Raw genomic sequence first — 24,162 nt, 5'->3', positions numbered from 1 at the left:
CCGCCCTGCTACTTCGGCGCGCGCGAGCCCGACGCCGCCGTGAACACCCCCAGCCCGATAAAGGCCGCGCCGGTCAGGTAGCGGCCCAGCGCGCGTGCCCGGCCGGCGCGGCGCAGTGCCGGCATCACCGCGGCGGCGGCCATCACGTAGCAGGCATCGGTGGTCGCGGCGATCAGCACGAAGGCCACGCCCAGCGCCAGGCTCTGGGCCAGCGCCGAGCCCGCCGGGTTCATGAACTGCGGCAGGAAGGCCGCGAAGAAGATCGCGGTCTTGGGGTTGAGCAGCGCCACCACGAAGCCATCGCGCACCACCTGGCGCAGGCTGCGCTGCGACACTTCCGGGGCGCCGCCAGCGGCGCTGGTGCCGGCCCCACGCAGCGCGCGCAGGCCCAGCCAGATCAGGTAGGCCGCGCCGGCGTACTTGACCACCGTGAAGGCCAGGGCCGAGACCGAGAACAGCACCGCCAGTCCCAGCGAGGCGCCGATGGCATTGCCCAGGTTGCCCAGCGCCACCGCGCCGATCGAGGCCAGCCCGGCCTGCCGCCCCTGCGCCAGCGTGCGCGTGACGATATAGACCACGGCCGGGCCCGGCGTGATCGCCAGCGCAAGGCTGGCTACCACGAAGGCCGTCAGCAACGGCCACGGCGGAAGGAATTCAGTCATGGGGGACACCTCGCCTGAAAGTGGAATGGCGCCGGCGGTATGCCGGCGCGCTGCCCGCCAGTATGGCGCGATGGCCGCGCCCGCGCCAGCCGGCCGGAATCGTCGCGAGGGCCAGTCATGCGGGCGCGCGGCTGGCTTGCATACTTTTGCAACGGGCGCCGTTTAGAGTACTCTGGCCGGGTGTGCCGCAAGGGCCGCATGTGCGCCGCCATGCTCTCCGGGCAAACCCTGATCCCTGAATGTGGCTCATCGCGATCATGACGCGATGTACGGCGGGCGCCGGCAAGCCCTTTTTTAAAATCCTTGTTCTTTGCCGGCGCGGCGGATACCGCACGCCGGTGCAAAGCGCATGCGGGAGTTCCAGGGCACGCAGATCGCCCGGGCGCCCGAGCCAAACCAGAGGAGGATTTCGATCGTGTGGAGTCAAGTCTATGACCCGCTAGGCAATATGGCGCTGTCGACCATTGCCGCGGGCATTCCCGTCGCCGTGCTGCTCGCAGCGCTGGCGTTCTTTCATATGCAGGCGCACCTGGCGGCGGGCCTGGCGCTGGTGATCGGCATCGTGGTCGCGTCGACCGTGTTCGGCATGCCGGCGGCCATGGCGGGCAAGGCGGCGGGGCTGGGCATCGTGTCCGGGCTGTTCCCGATCGGCTGGATCGTGCTGAACATCATCTTCCTGCACCGGCTCACCACGCTGAACGGATCGTTCAAGGTCTTGCAGAACTCGATCTCGGGCATCACCGAAGACCGCCGCCTGCAGCTGCTGCTGGTGGCGTTCAGCTTCGGCGCCTTCTTCGAGGGCGCGGCCGGCTTCGGCACGCCGGTGGCCGTGACCGGCGCGATCCTGATCGGGCTGGGCTTCTCGCCGCTGGCGGCCTCGGGCCTGGCGCTGATCGCCAACACCGCGCCGGTGGCGTACGGCGCGCTGGGCGCGCCGATCATCGGCCTCGCCTCGGTGACCGGGCTGGACCTGCTCGACCTGTCGGCGATGATCGGGCGCCAGCTGCCGTTCTTCTCGGTGATCGTGCCGTTCTGGCTGATCTGGGCCTTTGCCGGCTTCCGCGGCATGCTGGCGATCTGGCCGGCGATCCTGGTGGCGGGCGTGAGCTTCGCCATCCCGCAATACCTGGTGTCGAACTTCCACGGCCCGTGGCTGGTGGATGTGATCGCCGCGCTGGTGTCGATGGGCGCGCTGACGCTGTTCCTGAAGGTCTGGCATCCGAAGGAAATCTGGACCTCGACCAAGATCCTGGGCCGCCACGACGACTCCAAGGTCGACCACCCCGAGGCGCTGGCGGCCGACGCCCGCGCCAGCGCCGCCTCGGCCGGGATCTCGGTGGCCAAGGCGTGGATGCCGTGGGTAATCCTGACGGTATTCGTGTTCGTCTGGGGCATCCCCGAATTCAAGAAGCTGATGGACAGCCTGTGGGCCTGGAAATTCCCGGTGCCGGGCCTCGACAAGGCCATCGTCAAGGTGCCGCCGGTGGTGCCCAGGGAAGTCATCGAAGGCGCGGTGTTCAACTTCAACGTGCTGTCGATGGCCGGCACCGGCATCTTCGTCTCCGCCGTCGCCGGCGGCCTGCTGATGGGCTACTCGGTGCCGCGGCTGTTCAAGGAGTACTGGGAAACGATCAAGCTGGTGCGCTACTCGCTGCTGACCATCTGCGCGATGTTCGGGGTCGGCTACCTGACCCGCTACTCGGGCCTCGATGCCACGCTGGGCCTGGCCTTTGCCCACACCGGCGTGTTCTACCCGCTGTTCGGCACCATGCTGGGCTGGCTGGGGGTGGCGCTGACCGGCTCGGACACCGCCTCTAACGTGCTGTTCGGCGGCCTGCAGAAGACCACCGCCGAGCAGCTGGGGCTGTCGCCGGTGCTGATGGCATCGGCCAACAGCTCGGGCGGCGTGATGGGCAAGATGATCGACGCGCAGTCGATCGTGGTGGCCTCGACCGCGACCAAGTGGTACGGGCACGAGGGCGACATCCTGCGCTACGTGTTCTTCCATTCGATCGTGCTGGCGATCCTGGTGGGCCTGTTCGTGACGCTGCAGGCCTACGTGCCGCCGTTCACGCATATGGTGATCCACCACCCCTGACGCCGCTGGTGCCGCTGGTGCCGCTGGTGCCGCTGGTGCCGCTGGTGCCGCTGGTGCCGCTGGCGCCGCTGGCGCCGCTGCCGCGGCAGCGGTTTCCCCATGGCGTTCCGGAAAAGCCCCGTCCCAGGCGGGGCTTTTCCATTGGGCAAGGCGCGTATCATGTTGCGTCTGATCCGCCGCAAGCGCCCGGCATCCCACCAGGACGAGCGGGCGTGCCGTGGCACACAACGGGAACCCCGCCATGTTGCGTCGCCTGGAAAGACTGATCGACCCCTTCCGCCATATGCCCGACCGCGAGCCGCCGGGCCAGGTGCTGCGCTTCTACACGTGGTACCTGCGCGAGGTCTGGGGCGTGTTCGTGCTGCTGTTGCTGGTGGGCCTGGTCGGCGCGCTGATCGAGGTAGCGCTGTTCAGCTTCCTCGGCCGGCTGGTCGACATGGCGCAGACCACGCCCGGCGCCGAGTTCTTCAGCCGGCACCGCAACGAGCTGGTGTGGATGGCAGTGGTGGCGGTGCTGCTGCGCCCCATCTTCTTCGGCCTGCACGACGTGCTGGTGCACCAGGTGATCAGCCCCAGCCTGTCCAACCTGATCCGCTGGCAGAACCACCGCTACGTGCTCAAGCAGAGCCTGTCGTTCTTCCAGAACGACTTTGCCGGGCGCATCGCCCAGCGCATCATGCAGACCGGCTTTTCGCTGCGCGACTCCGCGGTGCAGGCGGTCGATGCACTGTGGCACGTGGCGATCTACGCGGTCAGTTCGCTGGTGCTGTTCGCGCAGGCCGACTGGCGCCTGATGATCCCGCTGCTGCTGTGGATCGCCTGCTACGTGGCCGCGCTGCTGTACTTCGTGCCGCGCGTGAAGCAGCGCTCGGTGGTCGCCACCGAATCGCGCTCGCGGCTGATGGGGCGCATCGTCGACGGCTACACCAATATCACCACGCTCAAGCTGTTCGCCCATACCCGGCAGGAAGAAGACTACGCGCGCGACGCCATGGCCGAGCAGACCGAGAAGACGCGGCAGGCCGGGCGCATGGTCAGCGGCATGGACGTCACCATCACCGCGATGAACGGCGCGCTGATCGCCGGCACCACCGGGCTGGCGGTGTGGCTGTGGAGCACCGGCCATGTCACCACAGGCGCGATCGCGCTGACCACCGGGCTGGTGATCCGCATCAACAATATGTCAGGCTGGATCATGTGGGTGGTCAACGGCATCTTCGAGAACGTCGGGCAGGTGCAGGACGGCATGAAGACCATCGCGGTGCCGCGCCAGGTCACCGACCGCGCCAATGCGCAGCCGCTGCGCGTGACGCACGGCGAAGTCCGCTTCGAGCAGGTCGGGTTCCACTACGGCAAGGGCTCGGGCGTGATCGAGGGCGTCAACCTGACCGTGCGGCCGGGCGAGAAGATCGGCCTGGTCGGCCCTTCGGGCGCGGGCAAGTCGACGCTGGTCAACCTGCTGCTGCGGCTCTACGACGTCGAGCGCGGCCGCATCCTGATCGATGGCCAGGACATCGCCACGGTCACGCAGGAAAGCCTGCGCGCGCAGATCGGCATGGTCACGCAGGACACCTCGCTGCTGCACCGCTCGATCCGCGAAAACCTGCTCTATGGCAAGCCCTCGAGCACCGATGCCGAACTCGCCGCCGCGCTGCACCGCGCCCGCGCCGACGGGTTCATTCCGCACCTGGTCGATGCCCACGGCAACACCGGGCTGGAGGCGCAGGTCGGCGAGCGCGGCGTGAAGCTGTCAGGCGGCCAGCGCCAGCGCATCGCGATCGCGCGGGTGCTGCTCAAGAACGCGCCGATCCTGATCCTGGACGAAGCCACGTCCGCGCTGGACTCCGAAGTGGAAGCCGCGATCCAGGAAAGCCTGGAAACGCTGATGCAGGACAAGACCGTGATCGCGATCGCGCACCGGCTCTCGACCATCGCACGGATGGACCGGCTGGTGGTGCTCGATCGCGGGCATATCGTGGAAAGCGGCACGCATGCGGAATTGCTCGCGCATGGAGGGCTGTATGCGCGGCTGTGGGCGCATCAGACGGGGGGATTCGTGGGGGTCGACTGACCCGCTTGTTTGCTCCCCTCTCCCGCTTGCGGGAGAGGGGAGACAACACTTGCTTCGGCAAACTCGGTCAGTTGCCGCCGCCCGGCACCTCCACCCGCACCGGCTCGATCCTCGGCTCCTTCAGCTTCGCCTCGAGCGGCTTGCCCTTGCGCGCCCGCTTGCCGACATACGGCAGCAGCGACTGCCCGGCCAGCTTCTGCGACGACGGTTTGCCGCCGCGGCCCGCGCCGGACAGCACCAGCCCGGGCGCACCCACGGCGACCGCCTGCAGCAGCTTCTCCTTGGGCTCCAGTTCCATCAGGATCACGCCGCGGCCGCCGGCGGACAGCACCTTGACTTCATCCAGTGCCACCAGCAGCAGGCGGCCGTTGCCGGACAGGCAGGCCGCGTGCGTGGCCTCGTCGCCGATCGGCGCGGGCGGCAGCGGGGTGTCGCCGTCGTCCAGCGTCAGGAACGACTTGCCGCCCTTCTGCCGGCCGGTCATGTCGCCCACCGTGGTCTGGAAGCCGTTGCCGTTGGCGGTGGCGATCAGCACGCGCTGGCTGGCGCTGCCGGCAAAGGTGTGCGCCACCTGGCTGCCCGATTGCAGCTCGATCAGCGTGGTGATGGGCACCCCGTCGCCGCGCCCGCCCGGCAGGCTGGAGACCGGCACGGAATAGACCCGGCCGTTGGTGCCGAACACCAGCAGCACGTCGACCGTGCGGCAGTCGAAGGTGTTGTACAGCGCATCGCCCGCCTTGAAGGTGAACTGCTGCGGGTCGTGGCCGTGGCCCTGGCGCGTGCGCACCCAGCCCTTCTGCGACATCACCACCGTCACCGGCTCGTCGATCACCCGCACCTCGGCCGCGGCGCGGCGCTCTTCCTGGATCAGCGTGCGGCGCGGGTCCTTGTCTTCCGGGCTGTACTGCCTGGCGTCGGTCTCGATCTCCTTGATGATGCGACGGCGCATCATGGTCTCGGACTTGAGCAGCACGTCCAGGTCGGCCTGCTCCTCGCGCAGCTCCTTCAGTTCCTTCTCGATCCGGATCGCTTCCAGGCGCGCCAGCTGGCGCAGGCGGATTTCCAGGATGTCCTCGGCCTGGCGGTCGCTCAGGCCGAAGGCCTCGATCAGCGCCGGCTTGGGCTCGTCGCTCTCGCGGATGATGCGGATCACCTCGTCGATATTGAGCAGCACCAGCATCCGGCCTTCGAGGATGTGGATGCGGTCCTCGACCTTGCCCAGCCGATGGCGCGTGCGGCGCGTGACGGTGTCGAAGCGGAACGCGATCCACTCGCCCAGGATCTCGCGCAGGCCCTTCTGGCGCGGACGGCCATCGGTGCCGATCATCACCAGGTTGATCGGCGCCCCGGATTCCAGGCTGGTATGCGCCAGCAGCGTCTGGATGAACTCCGGCTGGCCAATGTTCTTGCTCTTGGGCTCGAACACCAGCCGCACCGGCGCGTCCTTGCCGGACTCGTCGCGCACCGCGTCGAGCACCGCCAGCACGGTGGCCTTGAGCTGCTGCTGGTCCGGCGTCAGCGCCTTCTTGCCGGTCTTGATCTTGGGATTGGTGATTTCCTCGATCTCTTCCAGCACCTTCTGCGCCGAGGTATTCGGCGGCAGCTCGGTCACCACCAGCTGCCACTGGCCGCGCGCCATTTCCTCGATGGTCCAGCGCGCGCGCACCTTCAGGCTGCCGCGGCCGTTCTCGTAGATCTGCGCGATGTCCGCCGCGGGCGAGATGATCTGGCCGCCGCCGGGATAGTCCGGCCCCGGCATCAGCGCCAGCAGCTCGGCCAGCGCGATGTTCGGGTTGCGGATCATCGCCACGGTGGCGGCGGCGACCTCGCGCAGGTTGTGCGGCGGGATCTCGGTGGCCATGCCCACCGCGATGCCCGAGGCGCCATTGAGCAGCACGAACGGCAGCCGCGCCGGCAGCAGCTTCGGCTCCTGCATCGAGCCGTCGTAGTTGGGGATGAAGTCGACCGTGCCTTCGTCGATCTCGTCGAGCAGCAGCCGCGAGATCGGCGTCAGGCGCGCTTCGGTGTAGCGCATCGCCGCGGCGCCGTCGCCGTCGCGCGAGCCGAAGTTGCCCTGGCCGTCGATCAGCGGGTAACGCAGCGAGAAGTCCTGCGCCAGCCGCACCAGCGCGTCATAGGCGGACTGGTCGCCGTGCGGGTGGAACTTGCCCAGCACGTCGCCGACCACGCGCGCGGACTTGACCGGCTTGGCGTCGGCGCGCAGCCCCATCTCGTGCATCGCGAACAGGATGCGCCGCTGCACCGGCTTCTGGCCGTCGGCCACCTCGGGCAGCGCGCGGCCCTTGACCACGCTGACGGCGTAGTCGAGGTAGGCGCGCTCGGCGTAGCGGGCCAGCGTCAGCGAATCGGCCGGCTCTTCAGGTTGAAACGTGATGTCTTGTTGTTCCATGGATAGGCAAGGATTCGGCGCGCCACGCGTCGGACCGCGACGGCCGGCGCACCGGTTGCTTGTGATTCTTGGGTGCTGCTCAGGGCATGGGCCGGCGCGCGCCGAGCACCATCTTCACGCGCGGGCCGTCGCCATCGCCCGGGCCGGCGCCGGCGCTGGCGCGCGTGAGCACCACGCCCTGCTGCGGCTGGTACAGCCGGTAGAACTGCAGCACGGTGCTGACATACTGCCGCGTCTCCGGATACGGCGGAATGCGGTTGTTGTAGCGCTGCACCGCGCCCTCGCCGGCGTTGTACGCCGCCAGCACCAGCTCGAGGTTGCCGGGGAACTGCTGCATCAGCCAGCTCAGGTAGCGCACCCCGGCGGTGATATTGGTGCGCGGGTCGGCCAGCTTCTGTTCGATGGTGCGGCGCGCATCGGCGCTGACGCCAAAGCGCGCGCCGGTGTCGGGAATCACCTGCATCAGGCCGATCGCGCCCTTGGGCGACACCGCCGCCGGGTTGAAGCCGGATTCCACCGCCATCACCGCCTTGACCAGCGCGGGATCGACATCCTGCTTGCCGGCGATCTGGTGGATCAGCGGCTCGACGGTCTTGATATTGGGATGGTTGAGAACGTAGCGGTACAGCTTGTGCTGCTCGAGGTCGATGTCGAGGTCGATGTCACCTCGCGCCGCCTGCGCCTGCCGCGCGGCCAGGCGTCCGGTGTCGAGCTTGCCGCCGTCCTTCATGAACAGCTTGTAGCGCGCGTCGAGCTTCTGGTCGGCGAAGTGCGCCACGCCGTCGGCATCGATAAAGCCCCACAGCTCGGCATGCGCCGACGGCACGCAGGCGAGCCCGGCCAGCGCCAGCAGGGCCGCGGTTGCCTTGCGCCAGGGATTGCCGTGGGTTCTCGTCTTCATCGTGCGTTCCAGAGTAGGCGGACCGGAGCCGGCATTATGCGCCAATCGGGCCGGGCTGGCACCGGAGCGGCCGCGCCCGCGGCGCGGCGCACCGGCTCAGATATCGGCCTCGACCTCGTTGCCCTTCTCTTCCAGCCAGCTGCGGCGCTGGGCGGCCTCGCCCTTGCCCATCAGCATGTTCATCATCTCTACGGTCTGCGGCAGGTCGTATTCGCCCAGCATCACGGGCAGCAGGCGCCGCGTGTCGGGGTTCATGGTGGTTTCCCACAGCTGCTCGGCGCTCATCTCGCCCAGGCCCTTGAAGCGCGAGATCTGCCACGAGTTTTCCTTGACGCCGTCCTTGAGCAGCTTGTCCTGGATGGCCTCGAGCTCGCCTTCGTCCAGCGCGTACAGCTTCTGCGCCGGCTTCTTGCCGCGCGCCGGGGCATCGACGCGGAACAGCGGCGGACGCGCCACATAGACGTTGCCGGTCTCGATCAGCTTGGGGAAATGCCGGAAGAACAGCGTCAGCAGCAGCACCTGGATATGCGCGCCGTCGACGTCGGCATCGGACAGGATGCAGATCTTGCCGTAGCGCAGGTTGGACAGGTCGGGCTCGTCGTTGGCGCCGTGCGGGTCCACGCCGATCGCCACCGCGATGTCGTGCACCTCGTTGTTGGCAAAAAGGCGGTCGCGCTCGGTCTCCCAGGTGTTCAGCACCTTGCCGCGCAGCGGCAGGATCGCCTGGAATTCCTTGTCGCGGCCCATCTTGGCCGAGCCGCCGGCAGAGTCGCCCTCGACCAGGAACAGCTCGTTGCGGGTCACGTCGGTGGACTCGCAGTCGGTCAGCTTGCCGGGCAGCACGGCCACGCCGGAGCCCTTCTTCTTCTCGACCTTCTGCGCCGCGCGCGTGCGCGCCTGGGCCTGGCGGATCACCAGCTCGGCCAGCTTCTTGCCGTACTCGACATGGTGGTTCAGCCACAGCTCCAGCGCCGGGCGGCTGAAGGTGGACACCAGCCGCACCGCGTCGCGGCTGTTCAGGCGCTCCTTGATCTGGCCCTGGAACTGCGGGTCCAGCACCTTGGCCGACAGCACGAACGAGGCGCGCGCGAACACGTCCTCGCTCATCAGCTTGACGCCCTTGGGCTGCAGCGCATGCATCTCGATAAAGCTCTTGACCGCCTGGAACAGCCCTTCGCGCAGGCCGGACTCGTGCGTGCCGCCGGCCGGCGTGGGAATCAGGTTGACGTAGGACTCGCGCACGGGCGCGCCGTCCTCGGTCCAGGCCACCACCCACGACGCGCCCTCGCCGTCGGCAAAGCCTTCCTCGCCGGGATTGGCGTCGGGGTCGGCAAAGTGCTCGCCCTCGAACATCGGGATCACCAGTTCCGAGCCGCTGCCCTGCGCCAGCGCTTCGACCAGGTAGCCCTTCAGGCCCTGGTCGTACTGCCAGGTCTGGCGCTCGCCGGTCTTTTCGGTCACCAGCGTGACCTTGACGCCCGGCAGCAGCACGGCCTTGCTGCGCAGCAGGCGCTGCAGTTCGGCCAGCGGGATCGCGGCCGAATCGAAATACTTCGCGTCCGGCCACACCTGCACGCGCGTGCCGTTCTTTTTCTCGCCGCGCTCGAGCTTGCGCGAGGCCAGCGGCACGGTCACGTCGCCGCCCGAGAAGGTCAGCGTCGAGCACATGCCGTCGCGCCACACGGTCACGTCCAGCTGCGTCGACAGGGCATTGGTCACCGACACGCCGACGCCATGCAGGCCGCCGGAGAAGGCATAGGCGCCGCCCTTGCCCTTGTCGAACTTGCCGCCGGCGTGCAGCCGGGTAAAGACGATCTCGACCACGGGCACGCCCTCTTCCGGGTGGATGCCCACCGGGATGCCGCGGCCGTCGTCTTCCACGCTGAGGCTGCCGTCGCGATGCAGGGTCACCAGGATCTCGGAGCCGTGGCCGCCGAGGGCCTCGTCCGAGGCATTGTCGATCACCTCCTGCACGATATGCAGGGGGTTGTCGGTCCGGGTGTACATGCCGGGGCGCTGCTTGACCGGCTCCAGGCCCTTCAGGACCCGGATGGAAGATTCGCTGTACTGACTGGTTTTGCTCGCCATGGAGTCGCTACGAAAGTGATGGTCCGGCTGCCGCGAGGCGCACAACTGTGCACGCGCCGGGGCACCGGGCACTGCATTGTAATGGAAGCGCGCGACGCCAATCCCGCAGAAAAAGCGCACCTGCCTCGCGGCCCGGGCCGGTCCGGCTTGCCGGGCCGCCGGCACTTTTTGCCGGGGCGCCGCGGCTGCGGGCAGCGCCGTACGCGTTTTCCCGAGGCAGAGTAAACTCCCCACCACCCGGCCCCGGCAAGCCTGATTGCCGTTCCGGCGCGGTAAAACAACAAGCACAGACAATCCTGTCGGCGCCGCTTCACCCGGCGCGGCCGCCGCACACCGAGCCAAGACATGCAGAACCGACAACTCTCCCTGACCACCGTGCTTGTGTGCGGTGGCCTGCTGGTCACGCTTTCGATGGGCATCCGGCATGGCTTCGGCCTGTTCAACCTGCCGATCACCCAGGCCCACGGCTGGAACCGCGAGACCTTTGCCTTTGCGCTCGCGCTGCAGAACCTGATGTGGGGCGCCAGCCAGCCCTTCGCCGGGGCCCTGGCCGACAAGTTCGGCGCGCTGCGCATCATGCTGGTGGGGGTGGCGCTGTACGTCGCCGGTCTGGTGGTGATGGCGCTGGCGACCAGCGGCACCGCCTTCGCCACCGGCGCCGGGGTGATGATCGGCATCGCCCAGTCCGGCACCACCTACAGCATCGTCTATGGCGTGATCGGCCGCGTCGCCAGCCCGGAGAAGCGGGTCTGGGCCATGGGCATCGCCGCCGCGGCAGGCTCGTTCGGCCAGTTCCTGATGATCCCGGTGGAACAGGGGCTGATCTCCGGCCTGGGCTGGCAGAACGCGCTGTACGTGATGGCGCTGATGGCGTGCGTGATGCTGCCGCTGGCACTGACCCTGCGCGAGCCGCGCGAGGCCGCGCACACTGGCGGCCACCACCAGACCATCGGCCAGGCCATCCACGAAGCCTTCGGCAACCGCAACTTCCAGCTGCTGACGCTGGGCTACTTCGTGTGCGGCTTCCAGGTGGTCTTTATCGGCGTGCACCTGGCACCGTACCTGAAGGACCAGGGGCTGACCGATCCCAAGGTGGCCGTGGTGGCGCTGGCGCTGATCGGCCTGTTCAATGTCTTCGGCACCTATACCGCCGGCGCGATGGGCCAGCGCCTGCCCAAGCGCTACCTGCTGGCGGCGATCTACCTGGCGCGCTCGGTGGTGATCGCCGCCTACCTGCTGCTGCCGCTGACGGTCGCCAGCACCTGGGTGTTCGCGGCGGTGATGGGTTTCCTGTGGCTGTCGACGGTGCCGCTGACCAACGGCATCATCGCGCAGGTGTTCGGGGTGAAATACCTGTCGATGCTGTCGGGGGTGGTGTTCTTCTCGCACCAGATCGGCAGTTTCCTCGGCGCGTGGCTGGGCGGCTATCTGTATGACCGCACCGGGGGCTACAACACGGTGTGGCTGATCGCGATCGCGCTCGGGGTGCTGGCGGCGCTGGTCAACCTGCCGATCCGCGAGCAGGCGGTGGTGCGGGCGCAGCCGGCGGCGGCGTGATGAGCACGGCCCAGGCGCGCATGGCGAAGGCAGCCGGGCTGGCGGTGCTGGCCGGGGTGCTGGCGCTTGGGTTCGTGGGTTACCTGCGGCCGGCCTTCATGGTCGACCTGACCAATATGGTGCTGGCGTGGTGCGGGTAAGGTCCGGCGCCTGCCGGACCCTCACGCCTCAGGCGCCTTCGCCCTTAGTCTTCGCCTCCAGCACTTCCCAGCGCTCCAGCGCTTCCAGCAGTTCCATTTCGATCTCGTCATGCCGCGTGCCCAGCTGCGCGGCCTTGGCCGCATCGCTGACATAGAGCGAGCCGTCCGCGAGCTGCGCCGAGATCGTCTTCTGCTCGGTCTCGAGCGCAGCGATGCGCTCGGGCAGTCCATCCAGCTCGCGCTGCTCCTTGTACGACAGCTTGACGGTCCGGTTGGCCCCGCGCGCCTCGCGCGACTCCTTGCCCCTGGCCGGCTCCGCCAGCTTCTGCTCCGCCGGCTTGCGCGCCGCCTGCAGCGCCGCGCTGCGTGCTGATTGCTCGACCCAGTCGGAATAACCGCCCACCGATTCGCGCCAGACCCCATCGCCTTCGGCGGCCAGCGTCGAGGTCACCACGTTGTCGAGGAAGGCGCGGTCGTGCGATACCAGGAACACGGTGCCGCCGTAGTCCTGCAGCAGCTCCTCCAGCAGTTCCAGCGTGTCGATGTCGAGATCGTTGGTGGGCTCGTCCAGCACCAGCACATTGGCCGGCCGCGCGAACAGGCGCGCCAGCAGCAGCCGGTTGCGCTCGCCGCCCGACAGCGACCTGACCGGCGAGCGCGCGCGCTCGGGTGCGAAGAGGAAGTCGCCCAGGTAGCTCATCACGTGCTTGCGCTGGCCGTTGACCTCGACCCAGTCGCTGCCGGGACTGATGGTGTCGGCCAGCGACTTTTCCAGGTCCAGGGCGGTGCGCATCTGGTCGAAATACGCCACCTGCAGGTTGCTGCCGTTGCGCACGGTGCCGCTGTCCGGCGCCAGTTCGCCCAGGATCAGCCGCAGCAGCGTGGTCTTGCCGGCGCCGTTGGGGCCGATCAGGCCGACCTTGTCGCCGCGCATGATGGTGGCGGTGAAGTCGCGCACCACCACCTTGTCGCCATACGCCTTGCTCACGTCGGTCAGCTCGGCCACGATCTTGCCGGAGCGGTCGGCCTGCGACACCTCCAGCCTGACATTGCCCTGCACCTCGCGGCGCGCGGCGCGCTCGTTGCGCATCGCCACCAGGCGCTGGATGCGCGACACGCTGCGGGTACGCCGCGCTTCCACGCCCTTGCGGATCCACACCTCTTCCTGCGCCAGCAGCTTGTCGAACTTGGCCTGCTCGACCTGCTCGGCGGCCAGCATCTCGGCCTTGCGCGCCTGGTAGGCGGCGAAGTTGCCGGGAAAGGACACCAGCCGCCCGCGGTCCAGCTCGACGATGCGCGTGGCGACGCGATCGAGGAAGGCGCGGTCGTGGGTAATCAGCAGCACGCTGCCCCGGAACTGCAGCAGCAGGTCTTCCAGCCAGCGGATCGCCTCCACGTCGAGGTGGTTGGTGGGTTCGTCCAGCAGCAGGATGTCGGGCTCCGCCACCAGCGCCTGCGCCAGCGCCACGCGCTTCTGCAGGCCGCCCGAGAGCGCGTCGACGCGCGTGTGCGAATCCAGCCCCAGCCGGGCCAGCGTGGTTTCCACGCGGGTGCGCAGCTGCCAGGCGCCGGCAGCGTCGAGCTCGGACTGCAGCTGGTGCAGTTCGGCCAGCGCCGCTTCGTCGTCGTGGTGCTCGGCAACGCGATCGGCGGCGGCCTCGTAGCGCACCAGCAGGTCGTGCGCGTCGCCCATGCCTTGCGACACCGCATCGAACACGGTGATGCCGGGCGCGAACTGCGGCTCCTGCGGCACGTAGGCGCTGGTCACGCCGCTCTGGCGGGCGATCAGCCCGTCATCCGGCGCCGCCAGCCCGGCCACGATCTTCAGCAGCGAGGACTTGCCCGAGCCGTTGCGCCCGATCAGCCCCACGCGCTCGCCGGCCTCCAGCGAAAAGTCGGTGTGATCGAGCAGGGCCACGTGCCCGAAGGCAAGCTGGGCGTCGGTAATGGAAAACAGGGCCATGGGAAGGAAGGCGAGACAGCGAGGAAAGAAGGGACGGGCCGGCGGCACGGGCGCGCCCGGCGGCAGCCCGCATTGTAGACGACCGGCAGCGGCAGCTGGCCGGGCAAGGGACGGGCAAGAGACCGGGCAAAGGGCCGGGCAAAAAAGAAGGGCCCGCGCACTGCGGGCCCAAGAGTCTCTCCTCGGTGCCCTGCTCGCAAGGCACGAATCCAGCATAACAACCGCCCACGCCCCGCTCCAGTCGGACAAGTCCGTAAGGGAAAGCCCCGTCAACGGCGGTCGCCGCACCGGGCCCGGCCAAATTGGTACGACCAAGGCACTCATGCGAAGATGGCGGCCGTACCCAAGTGCCTGCTGCCCGTCCCCATGACCACCGCCTCCCTCAAATTTTCCGACCTGTCCGTGTCGGCGCTCGTCGCCGGGCTGGTCGCCACGCTCACCGGCTATACCAGTTCGCTGGTGCTGATGATCCAGGCGGGACACGCGGCCCACCTGACCGACGCGCAGATCTCGTCGTGGATCTGGGCGCTGTCGATCGGCATGGGGATCACCACCATCGGCCTGTCGCTGGCGTTGCGCGTGCCCATCGTGGTGGCGTGGTCCACGCCCGGCGCGGCGCTGCTGATCGCCAGCCTGCCCGGCGTGCCCTATGCCGAGGCGATCGGCGCCTTCCTGCTGGCCGCCTTGCTGATGACCGCGGCCGGCATGACCGGCTGGTTCGACAAGCTGATGCGCGCCCTGCCCGCCAGCATTGCCTCGGCGCTGCTGGCCGGCATCCTGTTCCGCATCAGCGTGGACGTGTTCGTGCAGGCGCAGCACCAGACCGTGCTGCTGCTGGCGATGTTCGCGGCCTTCCTGCTGGGGCGGCGGCTGTGGCCGGCCTACGCGGTGCCGGGGGTGCTGCTGGCCGGCGTGGTGGTGGCAGGCGGGCTCGGGCAGCTCGATTTCTCCGGCGTGCGGCTGGAACTGGCCGTGCCGGTGTGGACCACGCCGGCGTTCTCGATGCCGGCCTTCATCAGCCTGGCGATCCCTCTGTTCATCGTCGCGCTGGCGTCGCAGAACATCCCCGGGCTGGCCGTGCTGCAGGCCGATGGCTACCACGTGCCGGCCTCGCGCCTGATCACCGTCACCGGGCTGGCCTCGGCCGCGCTGGCGCCGTTCGGCTCGCACGGCATCAACCTGGCGGCCATCACCGCCGCGATCTGCACCGGCCCGCAGGCCGACCCAGACCGCCACCGCCGCTATACCGCGGCCGTGGTCTGCGGCGTCGGCTACCTGGTCGCGGGCACGCTGGCCGCCAGCATCGCCGCGCTGTTCGCCGCCTTCCCACAGGCGCTGGTGGTGGGCGTGACCGCGTTCGCGCTGCTGGGCTCGATCGCCAACGGCCTGACCGTCGCCATGCAGATCCCGGCCGAGCGCGAAGCCGCCCTCTTGACCTTCATGATCACGGCTTCGGGCATGACCCTGGCCGGCATCGGCTCGGCATTCTGGGGTGTGGTGGGCGGCATGCTCGCCTACCACGTGCTGCGCCGCCGGGCAGCCTGACGGCAGATCCGGCGCGGGGCTACAGCAGCAGGAAAGCCAGGTCGGACAGGCCGATCTCTTCGGGCTGCACGCCCTTGCGGCGCTGGAACAGGATGTGCTGCATCACGCGGTCGCGGTCGCCGGCGAAGGTCTCCGGATCCAGCCGCAGCGCCACGCGCGCGTAGTGCTCGGCCAGCAGCCGGTAGACCCGGTGCCGCACCCGCAGCATCTCGTTGTCGGCATGCAGCCGGCTCATCGCGCTGGTGTGTTCTTCCTCGAGCTGGCGCATGCCCACCACCACGCGGGCATGCATGCCGCGGTAGCGATCGATCTCCGCATGGGCCTTGCGCAGCTCTTCACGCAGCGCCCGCACGTCCTGCATCAGCTTCAGGTTTTGCTGCACGCCGCGCTGGATGCGCGCGGCCTCTTCCAGCGCCTGGTCCGCCGCCGCAATGGTGTCCTGCCATGGGTTGGCGTCCGGCGCGATGGCCGTGTCCCCGGACCCCGATGTTGCCGACGATGCCGGCACGGCGGCGCCGTCGATGCCAGTGTGCTGCATACCGCTCCCCTATCCCCGAGCCCGCCGCCGGCATCGTCATCTCGTGCCGGCTTGGTCAGGCGTTGCCGCGGGCCAGCGTGGACCCGCTTGTTATGGTTCTGCGCGTCACATTCAACCTGCGCTTGCCGGCGCGCACAACCACCGCAAGGGAGGGACGCGGCTTTGGCGCAACATGCGCGGGACGCTAAGATGCCGGCTCAGGCCCATTGCCGGCCAGCCTCTTCTGCATGCCATGAACGGATACGTGCTTCTCGCCCTCGCCATCGTCGCCGAGGTCATCGCCACCAGCAGCCTGAAAGCCTCGCAGGGCTTTACCCGGCTGCTGCCCAGCGTGCTGGTGGTCACCGGCTACGTCGCCGCCTTCTATCTGCTGATGCTGGTGATGCGCACCGTCCCGGTCGGCATCGCGTATGCGATCTGGAGCGGCGCGGGCATCGTGCTGGTGTCGGTGATCGCGGTGGTGTTGTACCGGCAGGTGCCGGACCTGGCGGCCTGTGTCGGGATCGGGCTGATCATTGCCGGGGTGGCGGTGATCCAGCTGTTTTCGAAGACCAGCGCGCATTGACAGGGCGGGAAAATCCAACGCCGGTCAATTCCGGGACGCCGGGTTTCCCGCATTGCCGCGCCCTTGCCGATCGCCGCCTGGCCAACTCGAGGTCGGCTAGTTTTGGAACCGGGCCACGCGGGTACGCCCGGCACTGCGCCGGGCCATGGCATGTACGACCAGCGCGCGATGCATGACGAGCTGCTTGAGGCTCGCGCGCATGTTTGCCAGCATCGATTCCGCCGTGTCGGCGTTGATGCGCTCGCGCTTCAGCTGCGCGACGCGCAGCTGCTGGGCATCGATCCGGTTGGACAGGCGCTCGATCGCCTGGTCGGTTTCGTCCAGATCCTGGAGATCCTCCTCGATGCTGCGCAGGGGCTCGACTCCCGGTTGCATGGCCATCTCCCATCTGAGCGATATGGTTTGGTGATAGGCCAGATGCAAAGTCCTGTGTATCAGGCTCCGTCCTACAAATCGGGAATTCACCGGGCAACGCGAATCATTCGCGCTGACAAGGGCATTATGGGTGGATCCCGCCCTTGTCCTTGCCAAAGGAGATGCGCCGGCCGACGCGGCCATCGCGCGTGTGGACGATCAGGTCGACGCGATCCTCCTCGGCCTTCGCCGTGCCGGCCGCGATGGCCGCCTCCCGGCTGGGGAAAAGCAGGCGGCCCTCGCTGCCGCACGCGCGTTCCACCACCCACTGAAGTCCCTCGATCCGCAATACGTGAACGTCCGACATGGCTGCTCCAAAACTGACGGAGAGAGTATCTGCAGTCGGCCCCCGGCTCGGTATCGGATTTTGTCCGACGCGGCGGATTTGCAACGGCGGAGGATGAGATACGGCAGACGATAATGCCGCTGAAAATCCTGGAGTGACGCGGGAGGAAGGATTTTGGCAGACGGTCGCCAAAAGAATCGGTGGTCCCGCCGACAGGAATCGAACCTGTATCTAGCGCTTAGGAGGCGCTCGTTCTATCCATTGAACTACGGCGAGGGACAGGACTGCCAGGACCGGCAAGCCGCGGGCGCGGTGATCCTGGAGACGGGCGGGAGTATATCAAAATCCGCACGCCCGCGGCCCGGCGCCGCCGCGGTGGTGGGTGTTGGCCGACACCGGCGCGCCGGGGTGTCGGCGCGCATCCAACGGCCCGGCGCCGGCGGCAAGGGGCGGCGGGTGCCCGCCCTGCCGGGAACCCGCGTCAGGCCCCGGATGCTGGCCTGAGCCGGCACGCTGGCGGTCGGTGGCACGCCGCTTGCTCAACCGTCGGTACCGCCCCGGCGCGTCGGCGCCTTCCACCGGAGACCGCATATGGCCACCCTCTCGATCAATGACCTTGCCGGCTGCCGCGACCTGGCTCCCGCCGCCATGGCGCGCGTACGCGGCGCGGGTGGGCAATGGGTATTCGGCTGGATCCGACCGTTCGTGCCGTCGTCGCCGGCGCCGCTCGGCACAGTGATCAACTTTTACGAGATCAACTACAGCTTCTATGCTGATCAGATAAACAACCAGTTCCAGAACATCGATATCCGCAACAACGCGCCGAACGCCAATATCAATGTGCAGGCCGATCAGGGTGCCAGGAACGACGGCCGACTGGTCTGATCCGGCCGTGGCCCGGGCGCCCTCCGGCGCTGGCGTGAGCGTTGCGGATCGCAGCGGAGACCAGCTTGGGTTTCGACTCGCATTTCCGGTGGACCTCGGCGGCGTGCACCGACGTCGGGCGCGTGCGCGAGCGCAATGAGGACGCCTGCCTGGACCTGCCCGGACAGGAATTGTGGGCCGTGGCCGACGGCATGGGCGGCCATGCCGTGGGGGACTTCGCCAGCCAGGCGGTGGTGCGGGCGCTGACAGCGCTGCCGCCGCAGGCGCGGCTGGAAGACCGCATCGACGCCACGCGCGCGGCCTTGCAGGGCGTGAACCTGGCGCTGGTCGACGAAGCCGCGCGCCTGGGCGTGCGCTGCATCGGCAGCACGGTGGTAGTGCTGCTGGCCGGCGACAGCCGCTGTGCCTGCCTGTGGGCCGGCGACAGCCGCCTGTACCGGCTGCGCGGCGGCCAGCTGGCGCGGCTCACGCGCGACCACAACCAGGTCGAGCGCCTGCTCGCGCGCGGCCTGATCACGCCGGAGCAGGCGCGCCACCATCCCGCGCAGAACACCATCACGCGCGCCGTCGGCGCGGCGCCGACGCTGGCGCCGGAGCAGCTGCTGACCGACGTCGCCGACGGCGATGTCTACCTGTTGTGCAGCGACGGCCTGAGCAACGAAGTCGACGATGATGCGATCGCCGCGGTGCTGGCGCAGCAGGACGTGGCGCAGGCCGCGTTGACGCTGGTGCAGAAGGCCCTCGATGCCGGCGGGCGCGACAACATCTCGGTGGTGGTGCTGCGCGCGGCCGACCCTTGCGGCCCAGACCGCACCCTGGTCAACCCCGAGCTCGACGCCTGACGCCTGACACCGGCGCGCCCTAGCCCTTGCCGGCTTCGGCCTGCCGGCTGGCGCGGAAGTCCTTCGAGTGGATGCCGTGCTTCTTCAGCAGCATCTGCAGGTGCGAGCGGTTCATGTCGAAGCGCCGCGCCAGTTCGGCGACGGTGCCGCCCACCTCCTGCAATCCGCGCTCGAGAAAGGCGCGCTCGGCCTCGTCGCTGGCCGCGCGCTTGGCTTCGCTGAGCGAGGTCGCCATGGCGATGTCGGCGCCGGCTGCGCCGCTGCCGACCACCGCCAGCGCCGCGGGTTTCGGGCGGATGTCCTGCGGCAGGTGCGGCAGGTCGGCGGTATCGCCGGCCAGGCAGCTCAGCCGGTACAGCAGGTTGCGCAGCTCGCGGATATTGCCGGGGTAGTCGTAGTGCAGCAGGAAGTCGCGCAGCCGCGGCGTCAGCCGCACCGGCGCGCGCCGCAGCATGCCGGCGGCCTCGTCGCTGAAGTAAGACACCAGCAGTGGGATCTCGTCGCGCCGCTCGCGCAGCGCCGGCAGGCTGACGTGGATCACGCTCAGGCGGTAGAACAGGTCCTCGCGGAAGGTGCCGGCCTGGCTCATGCGGCGCAGGTCCTTGTTGGTCGCCGCGACGATGCGCGCATCGACCGAGATGATCTCGTCCGAGCCGACCCGCTGGATCTCGTGCGCCTCGAGCACGCGCAGCAGCTTGACCTGCCCGGTCAGCGGCAGTTCGCCGATCTCGTCCAGGAAGATGGTGCCGGTATGCGCGCTCTCGAACTTGCCGCGCCGGTCGTTGCTGGCGCCGGTGAAGGCGCCCTTCTTGTGGCCGAACAGCTCGGATTCGAGCAGGCTGTCGGGAATGGCGCCGCAGTTGACCGAGATAAACGGCTTGTCGGTGCGCGCGCCGTTGGCGTGGATCACCTTGGCCATCAGCTCCTTGCCGGTGCCGCTTTCGCCGTCGATCAGCACCGGCAGGTCGGTCGGCGCCGCCTTCTCCGCGATCTCCAGCGCCTCGAGCAGCCGGGGGTTGTCGCCGAAGGTCCCTTCGAAGATAAAGCTGCGCTCCATCAGCGCCTGGCGACGCTCGCGCGGCAGGCGTTCGACTTCCGGCTGCGGCGGGACGGATTCGGTCGCGGTATCGGATGACGATGCCGCCTGCACGAAGCGCTCCTTGTGCGACAGCCCCATCACCTCGTCGCGCAGCGTGGTGGCCTGCTTGAGCAGCTTCTCGATCTCGGGCCGGTCCAGCTTCGACGCCCAGCGCAGCGTCGAGCGCAGGATCTCAATCTTCTCGATCAGCCCGGCGAACGACACCGGCGAAGTCACCGAGGCGGGGGTGGCACCCTGGTTGTATAGCTTCATGCGGCACTCAGTTGCTTCTGCACCAGTTGGAAATACATGCCCTTGCGCTCCAACAGCTCCTCGTGCCGGCCCTGCTCGACGATGGCGCCTTCGTACAGCACCAGAATCTTGTCGGCCTGCATGATGGTGCTGAGCCGGTGCGCGATGATCACCGCGGTGCGCCCGCGCAGGATCTCCTGCATATTGGCCAGGATGTTGCTCTCGGACTGCGTGTCCAGCGCCGAGGTGGCCTCGTCGAACACCAGCAGGCGCGGGTCGTGGTACAGCGCGCGCGCGATGCACAGCCGCTGGATCTGCCCGCCGGAAAGCCCGATGCCGCGCTCGCCGACGACCTGCTCGTAGCCCAGCGGCAGCTTGCTGATAAAGGCATGGGCGTCGGCCATGCGCGCCACCTCCTCGATGCGGCGCCGGTCCGGGCTGTCGTCGCCGCAGGCGATGTTCTCGGCGATGGTGCCGGAGAACAGCAGGTTGGACTGCATCACGTAGCCGACCTGGGCGCGGTAGAACGCCGCGTCGATCACGTTAAGGTCGTAGCCGTCAACCGTCATCGAACCCTCGGTGGGCTTGTAGAAGCCCACCAGCAGCTTGGCCAGCGTGGTCTTGCCCGAGCCGCTGCGGCCGACGATGGCGACCATCTCGCCGGGCCGGATGGCGAAGCTGATGTTCTCCAGCACATAGGGCGTGTCTTCGCCGCCGTAGCGGAAGTACAGGTCCTTCATCACGATCTCGCCCTGCAGGTCGGGCAGCATCACGCGCGACAGCACGTCCTGCGGCTTCTGCTCGGGCTCGAGGTCGAGCACGTCGCCAAGCCGCTCCATCGCCACGCCGGCGTCGTTGAGCTGGCCCCACAGCGCCACCAGTCCCATCAGCGGCGCCAGCACGCTGCCCATGAAGGCATTGAAGGCCATCAGCTGGCCGATAGTCAGCTCGCGCTCCAGCACCAGCGTCGCGCCCACCCACAGCACCGCGATGGTGGTGGCGGCATTGAGCAGCTGGCTGGCCAGCCCCACCAGGATATGGAACTGCTGCGCCTTGTACTGCGATTCCAGCGCCTTGGTGTACTTGCGCTCCCAGCGCAGCCGCACCGGGCGCTCGATGCCCATGCCCTTGACGGTCTCGGCGCCGCCCAGCGTCTCCATCAGGTAGGCCTTGGCATCGGTCGAGGTCGCGAACACGTCGCGCGCATAGGCCTTGACGCGCGGCGTCACCACCACCGTCAGCGTGGCGATCGGGATCACGAAGGCGATCAGCAGCAGCGTCAGCTTGACGTTGTAGAGAAACATGATGGTGAAGTAGATAAACACCATCAGCAGGTTCAGCGCCGTGGTCACCGTCGATTCGGTCAGGAAGGCGCGGATGGTCTGGTTCTCCTGGAAGCGCGCGAAGATGTCGCCGGTCTTGCGCTTGGCGAAGAACGACAACGGCAGCGACAGCGTGTGCCTGAAGAAGTGCGACATCATGGCGAAATCCATGTTGCGCACCATGAAGTTGGCCAGGTAGGCGCGGATCGTCGACATCAGCTGCGAGAACACGCTCGAGATGATCAGCCCCGCGATCAGCAGGTGCAGCAGCCCGACGTTCTGGTGCACCACCACGCCATCGAGGATGTTCTGGATGATCAGCGGCGGCACCACGCCCAGCATCTGGATCACGAAGGTCGCCAGGAACAGGTGCGCCAGGATCTTCTTGTACGGCGCCAGGTAGCCGATGAAGCGCAGCCATGGCGAGCGCTGCACCGACAGCTGCGTCATGCTCTCGCCCGGCGTGAACAGCAGGCAGGTGCCGCTCCAGCCGCGCTCGAATTCCTCCGCGCTCATCTTGCGGAAGCCGATGGCGGGATCCGCCACCCACACCCAGCGCGACGAGATCCCGTACACCACCACGTAGTGGTAGCCCTCCCAATGGACGATGAACGGCAGCTCGAAGCCCATCAGCGAATCGCGCGTGCATTGCACCCCGCGCGTGGTGAAGCCCAGCGACTCGCCGGCGCGCGCCAGGCTGTCGAGCGTGGCGCCCTGCGTGGTGACGTTGGCCAGTTCGCGCAGCTTGCCCAGCGTCATCGGGATGCCGTAGTGCCGGCAGATCATCGCCAGGCAGGCCGCGCCGCAATCCATTTCCTCGGCCTGCTCCACCAGCGCGAAGCGGCGGATCAGCTTCTCGCCCAGTTCGGGCCGGGAGGCCAGGTCGAGCAGTACCGGACGCTTGCGCCGCTCGGCCAGCTTCTTTTGCCGGTGCAGCTCGCGGTCCAGCACCCGGATGCGCTCCTCCAGCACCTCGCGCAGGCGCGGATTGCGCTCGAGGATCAGCTGCACGGTTTTCTCGGGGATCACCAGCAGGCGCACGTCGGTCTCGGCAATCGCCGACGCCAGCTGCTCCTGCCGCATCACGCAGGCGCGCTCGCCGAAGATATCGCCCTGGCCCAGCGTCGCCAGCGGGAACTCGCTGCCCTCTTCGCTGCGCACGATGCGCACCGTGCCCTGGCGCACCACGTACAGGCGCCGGTCCTCGCGTCCGTCCTGCTTCAGGATTTCCCGGCCGGCCGCGACGCGCTTCACGCCGACGCTGCGCACCGCGTCTTCCAGTTCCTGCTTGTCGAGCTTGCCGCGCAAGTCGAACAGCCGCGCGACAAAGCCGCCGGCCGAACTGATCGCGACATAGCTGGTGATGAAGGCCAGCGCCGCGGGGTTGCCGGCCACCACAGGTTCGCTGACGCTGCGCGGAATCATCAGCAGCTCGGTCTTGCCCGAGGCGCGCACCGACGACTCGTGCCGGTATTCGCGCAGCAGCGCGAGATCGGCAAAGACCTCGCCGGTCTTGCGCACCCCCATGCTGATTTCCTTGCCGTGCTCCTCGTTGAACACGCGCACCGAGCCGGACTTGACGATAAACAGGCCCGGCGCGGCTTCACCGGCATTGCAGACAGTGTCGCCAAAGCCGAAGCTCAGCACCTGCGCGGCGTCGGCCAGCCGCGCCAGTTCCTCCGGCGTCAGCACCGACAGGATCTCGACCGACGCCAGGAATGCGGCCAGCGCCGACCCCGCCTCCGGCGGCTGCGGCGCGGCGGTGGCGGCGTCGGCCGGACCGGCCTCGCTAGCGGGCTTCGATGACATGTTCCTGCGCCCTGGCCATCAGCCAGTCCTCACGCAGCAGGCGGCGCACTTCGACCGCCACCTCGCTGTCGAGCGTGGCCGGGTGCTTGGCGCGCACCAGGAAGACTTCGAAGAACGAGCGGTCGGCGGCCGGGAACGGTCCCAGCAGGTCGCCCGGCTCGGCGTTGAAGACCTTGGCCTCGATCTCGGTCTTGAGCGAGCCCCGCAGCACCTTGCCGATCTCGCCGCCGCGCTCGCGCGTGTCGGCAATCGAGTGCTCGCGCGCCATCTCGGCAAAGGCGTCGGGATCGTCCTGCAGGTACGAGATCAGTTCCCTGGCCTTCCCTTCGCTGTCGACCACGATATGGCTGACCTCGATGCTGTCGAAGCGCGGCGAGTTCAGCGCAAAATACTCCTGCACCGCCGCATCGCTGCACACCTGCGCCATCATCCGCTCCTGGTACAGGTTGTCGGTGATGAAGGCCTCGAACTCGTCCAGGCTGACGTTGAGCGCATCCAGATAGTGGTTCATGTCGGCGGCGCGGTGCAGGCCCTGCACGCGGCGGAACTGGTCGGCGCGCTCCTGGATTTCCTCGGGCGTGACCACCATGCCCTGCCGCTTGGCGGCGTGCACGGTCAGCTTGTCGCGCACGATCTGCTCGACCAGCCCTTCGAACTGCCCGGTCAGCTTGAGCAGGCGCACGAATTCCTCGACCCCAAGCACCTCGTCGTCGATACGCACGATGCCAGTCATTTT

General features: G+C 68.3%; 19 protein-coding genes and 1 tRNA gene. 8 read left to right on the top strand and 12 right to left on the bottom strand.

What is annotated here, in order from left to right; translation table 11 throughout:
• Window positions 1-8: 8 nt before the first annotated feature.
• Window positions 9-662 (bottom strand): LysE family translocator, encoded by a 654-nt coding sequence (locus C7416_RS25390; RefSeq protein WP_111521440.1) that lies wholly within the window; start codon window positions 660-662, stop codon window positions 9-11.
• A gap of 415 nt (window positions 663-1,077) precedes the next feature.
• On the opposite strand from C7416_RS25390, the gene C7416_RS25385 reads away from it, so the two are divergent.
• On the top strand, window positions 1,078-2,760 hold the full coding sequence (locus tag C7416_RS25385) for an L-lactate permease (protein WP_111521462.1): 1,683 nt from the start codon (window positions 1,078-1,080) through the stop codon (window positions 2,758-2,760).
• 241 nt (window positions 2,761-3,001) lie between these two features.
• Window positions 3,002-4,831 (top strand): ABC transporter ATP-binding protein, encoded by a 1,830-nt coding sequence (locus tag C7416_RS25380; RefSeq protein WP_111521439.1) that lies wholly within the window; start codon window positions 3,002-3,004, stop codon window positions 4,829-4,831.
• Window positions 4,832-4,898: 67 nt separating this feature from the next.
• On the opposite strand, the gene parC is transcribed toward C7416_RS25380, so the two are convergent.
• The 3 genes from parC to C7416_RS25365 all read right to left on the bottom strand — a co-directional run bounded on the left by parC (window position 4,899) and on the right by C7416_RS25365 (window position 10,230).
• Window positions 4,899-7,241, bottom strand: a complete 2,343-nt coding sequence (gene parC, locus C7416_RS25375) for a DNA topoisomerase IV subunit A (RefSeq protein WP_111521438.1) — start codon at window positions 7,239-7,241, stop codon at window positions 4,899-4,901.
• 79 nt (window positions 7,242-7,320) lie between these two features.
• On the bottom strand, window positions 7,321-8,142 hold the full coding sequence (locus C7416_RS25370; RefSeq protein WP_111521437.1) for a lytic transglycosylase domain-containing protein: 822 nt from the start codon (window positions 8,140-8,142) through the stop codon (window positions 7,321-7,323).
• 96 nt (window positions 8,143-8,238) lie between these two features.
• A complete protein-coding gene (locus tag C7416_RS25365) occupies window positions 8,239-10,230 on the bottom strand; it encodes a DNA topoisomerase IV subunit B (RefSeq protein ID WP_111521436.1) in 1,992 nt (663 codons plus the stop codon).
• Between the two features lie 345 nt (window positions 10,231-10,575).
• On the opposite strand from C7416_RS25365, the gene C7416_RS25360 reads away from it, so the two are divergent.
• Both C7416_RS25360 and C7416_RS29220 read left to right on the top strand, forming a co-directional pair.
• Window positions 10,576-11,787, top strand: a complete 1,212-nt coding sequence (locus C7416_RS25360) for an MFS transporter (RefSeq protein ID WP_111521435.1) — start codon at window positions 10,576-10,578, stop codon at window positions 11,785-11,787.
• The gene (locus tag C7416_RS29220) at window positions 11,787-11,927 is read left to right on the top strand and encodes a hypothetical protein (RefSeq protein ID WP_181461317.1); all 141 of its coding nucleotides are present in this window, start codon (window positions 11,787-11,789) and stop codon (window positions 11,925-11,927) included. The genes C7416_RS25360 and C7416_RS29220 overlap by 1 nt, the downstream gene beginning before the upstream one ends.
• Window positions 11,928-11,955: 28 nt before the next feature.
• On the opposite strand, the gene C7416_RS25355 is transcribed toward C7416_RS29220, so the two are convergent.
• Window positions 11,956-13,890 (bottom strand): ATP-binding cassette domain-containing protein, encoded by a 1,935-nt coding sequence (locus tag C7416_RS25355; protein WP_111521434.1) that lies wholly within the window; start codon window positions 13,888-13,890, stop codon window positions 11,956-11,958.
• A 366-nt stretch (window positions 13,891-14,256) separates the two neighbouring features.
• Here C7416_RS25355 and C7416_RS25350 point away from each other — a divergent pair, with 366 nt between their 5' ends.
• Window positions 14,257-15,435 carry a benzoate/H(+) symporter BenE family transporter gene (locus C7416_RS25350; protein WP_111521461.1) on the top strand — a complete coding sequence of 393 codons (1,179 nt, stop codon included), beginning with the start codon at window positions 14,257-14,259 and terminating at the stop codon, window positions 15,433-15,435.
• A 19-nt stretch (window positions 15,436-15,454) separates the two neighbouring features.
• Here the strand turns inward: C7416_RS25350 and C7416_RS25345 are convergent, their stop codons facing one another.
• The gene (locus tag C7416_RS25345; protein WP_111521433.1) at window positions 15,455-15,973 is read right to left on the bottom strand and encodes a hypothetical protein; all 519 of its coding nucleotides are present in this window, start codon (window positions 15,971-15,973) and stop codon (window positions 15,455-15,457) included.
• Window positions 15,974-16,205: 232 nt separating this feature from the next.
• On the opposite strand from C7416_RS25345, the gene C7416_RS25340 reads away from it, so the two are divergent.
• Window positions 16,206-16,538: a DMT family transporter gene (locus C7416_RS25340; protein ID WP_111521432.1), complete on the top strand. Its 333-nt coding sequence runs from the start codon at window positions 16,206-16,208 to the stop codon at window positions 16,536-16,538.
• A gap of 96 nt (window positions 16,539-16,634) precedes the next feature.
• Here the strand turns inward: C7416_RS25340 and C7416_RS25335 are convergent, their stop codons facing one another.
• From C7416_RS25335 to C7416_RS25325, 3 genes are all read right to left on the bottom strand, one after another.
• Window positions 16,635-16,913, bottom strand: coding sequence for a hypothetical protein (locus tag C7416_RS25335; protein WP_111521460.1), 279 nt, complete (start codon window positions 16,911-16,913; stop codon window positions 16,635-16,637).
• Between the two features lie 124 nt (window positions 16,914-17,037).
• Window positions 17,038-17,259, bottom strand: a complete 222-nt coding sequence (locus tag C7416_RS25330) for a DUF2188 domain-containing protein (RefSeq protein ID WP_111521431.1) — start codon at window positions 17,257-17,259, stop codon at window positions 17,038-17,040.
• Between the two features lie 180 nt (window positions 17,260-17,439).
• Window positions 17,440-17,514: transfer RNA gene (locus tag C7416_RS25325), tRNA-Arg, on the bottom strand.
• A 315-nt stretch (window positions 17,515-17,829) separates the two neighbouring features.
• Between C7416_RS25325 and C7416_RS25320 the strand changes: the two genes are divergently transcribed.
• The gene (locus C7416_RS25320; RefSeq protein WP_111521430.1) at window positions 17,830-18,123 is read left to right on the top strand and encodes a hypothetical protein; all 294 of its coding nucleotides are present in this window, start codon (window positions 17,830-17,832) and stop codon (window positions 18,121-18,123) included.
• Between the two features lie 65 nt (window positions 18,124-18,188).
• Entirely contained in the window at window positions 18,189-18,965 is a 777-nt protein-coding gene (locus C7416_RS25315) for a PP2C family protein-serine/threonine phosphatase (protein WP_111521429.1), read from the top strand.
• Window positions 18,966-18,984: 19 nt separating this feature from the next.
• Here the strand turns inward: C7416_RS25315 and C7416_RS25310 are convergent, their stop codons facing one another.
• The 3 genes from C7416_RS25310 to C7416_RS25300 are packed head-to-tail and all read right to left on the bottom strand — an operon-like array spanning window position 18,985 to window position 24,159.
• Window positions 18,985-20,316 (bottom strand): sigma-54 interaction domain-containing protein, encoded by a 1,332-nt coding sequence (locus tag C7416_RS25310; RefSeq protein WP_111521428.1) that lies wholly within the window; start codon window positions 20,314-20,316, stop codon window positions 18,985-18,987.
• Entirely contained in the window at window positions 20,313-23,426 is a 3,114-nt protein-coding gene (locus tag C7416_RS25305; protein WP_181461316.1) for a peptidase domain-containing ABC transporter, read from the bottom strand. The genes C7416_RS25310 and C7416_RS25305 overlap by 4 nt, the downstream gene beginning before the upstream one ends.
• Window positions 23,407-24,159 carry a peptidylprolyl isomerase gene (locus C7416_RS25300; RefSeq protein WP_111521427.1) on the bottom strand — a complete coding sequence of 251 codons (753 nt, stop codon included), beginning with the start codon at window positions 24,157-24,159 and terminating at the stop codon, window positions 23,407-23,409. The genes C7416_RS25305 and C7416_RS25300 overlap by 20 nt, the downstream gene beginning before the upstream one ends.
• Window positions 24,160-24,162 lie beyond the last annotated feature (3 nt).

It is taken from the genome of Cupriavidus phytorum, from assembly GCF_003254285.1.
Taxonomy (GTDB): Bacteria; Pseudomonadota; Gammaproteobacteria; order Burkholderiales; family Burkholderiaceae; genus Cupriavidus; species Cupriavidus phytorum.
The sequence above is the reverse complement of the archived record's forward strand: the minus strand, read 5'-3'. Positions and strand labels throughout refer to the sequence as shown.

Coding starts and splice junctions, on each gene's coding strand:
- C7416_RS25390 (WP_111521440.1), bottom strand. CDS start 662: ATGACTGAATTCCTTCCGCCGTGGCCGTTGCTGACGGCCTTCGTGGTA.
- C7416_RS25305 (WP_181461316.1), bottom strand. CDS start 23,426: ATGTCATCGAAGCCCGCTAGCGAGGCCGGTCCGGCCGACGCCGCCACC.
- C7416_RS25330 (WP_111521431.1), bottom strand. CDS start 17,259: ATGTCGGACGTTCACGTATTGCGGATCGAGGGACTTCAGTGGGTGGTG.
- C7416_RS25345 (WP_111521433.1), bottom strand. CDS start 15,973: ATGCAGCACACTGGCATCGACGGCGCCGCCGTGCCGGCATCGTCGGCA.
- C7416_RS25310 (WP_111521428.1), bottom strand. CDS start 20,316: ATGAAGCTATACAACCAGGGTGCCACCCCCGCCTCGGTGACTTCGCCG.
- C7416_RS25350 (WP_111521461.1), top strand. CDS start 14,257: ATGACCACCGCCTCCCTCAAATTTTCCGACCTGTCCGTGTCGGCGCTC.
- C7416_RS25340 (WP_111521432.1), top strand. CDS start 16,206: ATGAACGGATACGTGCTTCTCGCCCTCGCCATCGTCGCCGAGGTCATC.
- C7416_RS25380 (WP_111521439.1), top strand. CDS start 3,002: ATGTTGCGTCGCCTGGAAAGACTGATCGACCCCTTCCGCCATATGCCC.
- C7416_RS25320 (WP_111521430.1), top strand. CDS start 17,830: ATGGCCACCCTCTCGATCAATGACCTTGCCGGCTGCCGCGACCTGGCT.
- C7416_RS25360 (WP_111521435.1), top strand. CDS start 10,576: ATGCAGAACCGACAACTCTCCCTGACCACCGTGCTTGTGTGCGGTGGC.
- parC (WP_111521438.1), bottom strand. CDS start 7,241: ATGGAACAACAAGACATCACGTTTCAACCTGAAGAGCCGGCCGATTCG.
- C7416_RS25370 (WP_111521437.1), bottom strand. CDS start 8,142: ATGAAGACGAGAACCCACGGCAATCCCTGGCGCAAGGCAACCGCGGCC.
- C7416_RS25300 (WP_111521427.1), bottom strand. CDS start 24,159: ATGACTGGCATCGTGCGTATCGACGACGAGGTGCTTGGGGTCGAGGAA.
- C7416_RS29220 (WP_181461317.1), top strand. CDS start 11,787: ATGAGCACGGCCCAGGCGCGCATGGCGAAGGCAGCCGGGCTGGCGGTG.
- C7416_RS25355 (WP_111521434.1), bottom strand. CDS start 13,890: ATGGCCCTGTTTTCCATTACCGACGCCCAGCTTGCCTTCGGGCACGTG.
- C7416_RS25335 (WP_111521460.1), bottom strand. CDS start 16,913: ATGCAACCGGGAGTCGAGCCCCTGCGCAGCATCGAGGAGGATCTCCAG.
- C7416_RS25365 (WP_111521436.1), bottom strand. CDS start 10,230: ATGGCGAGCAAAACCAGTCAGTACAGCGAATCTTCCATCCGGGTCCTG.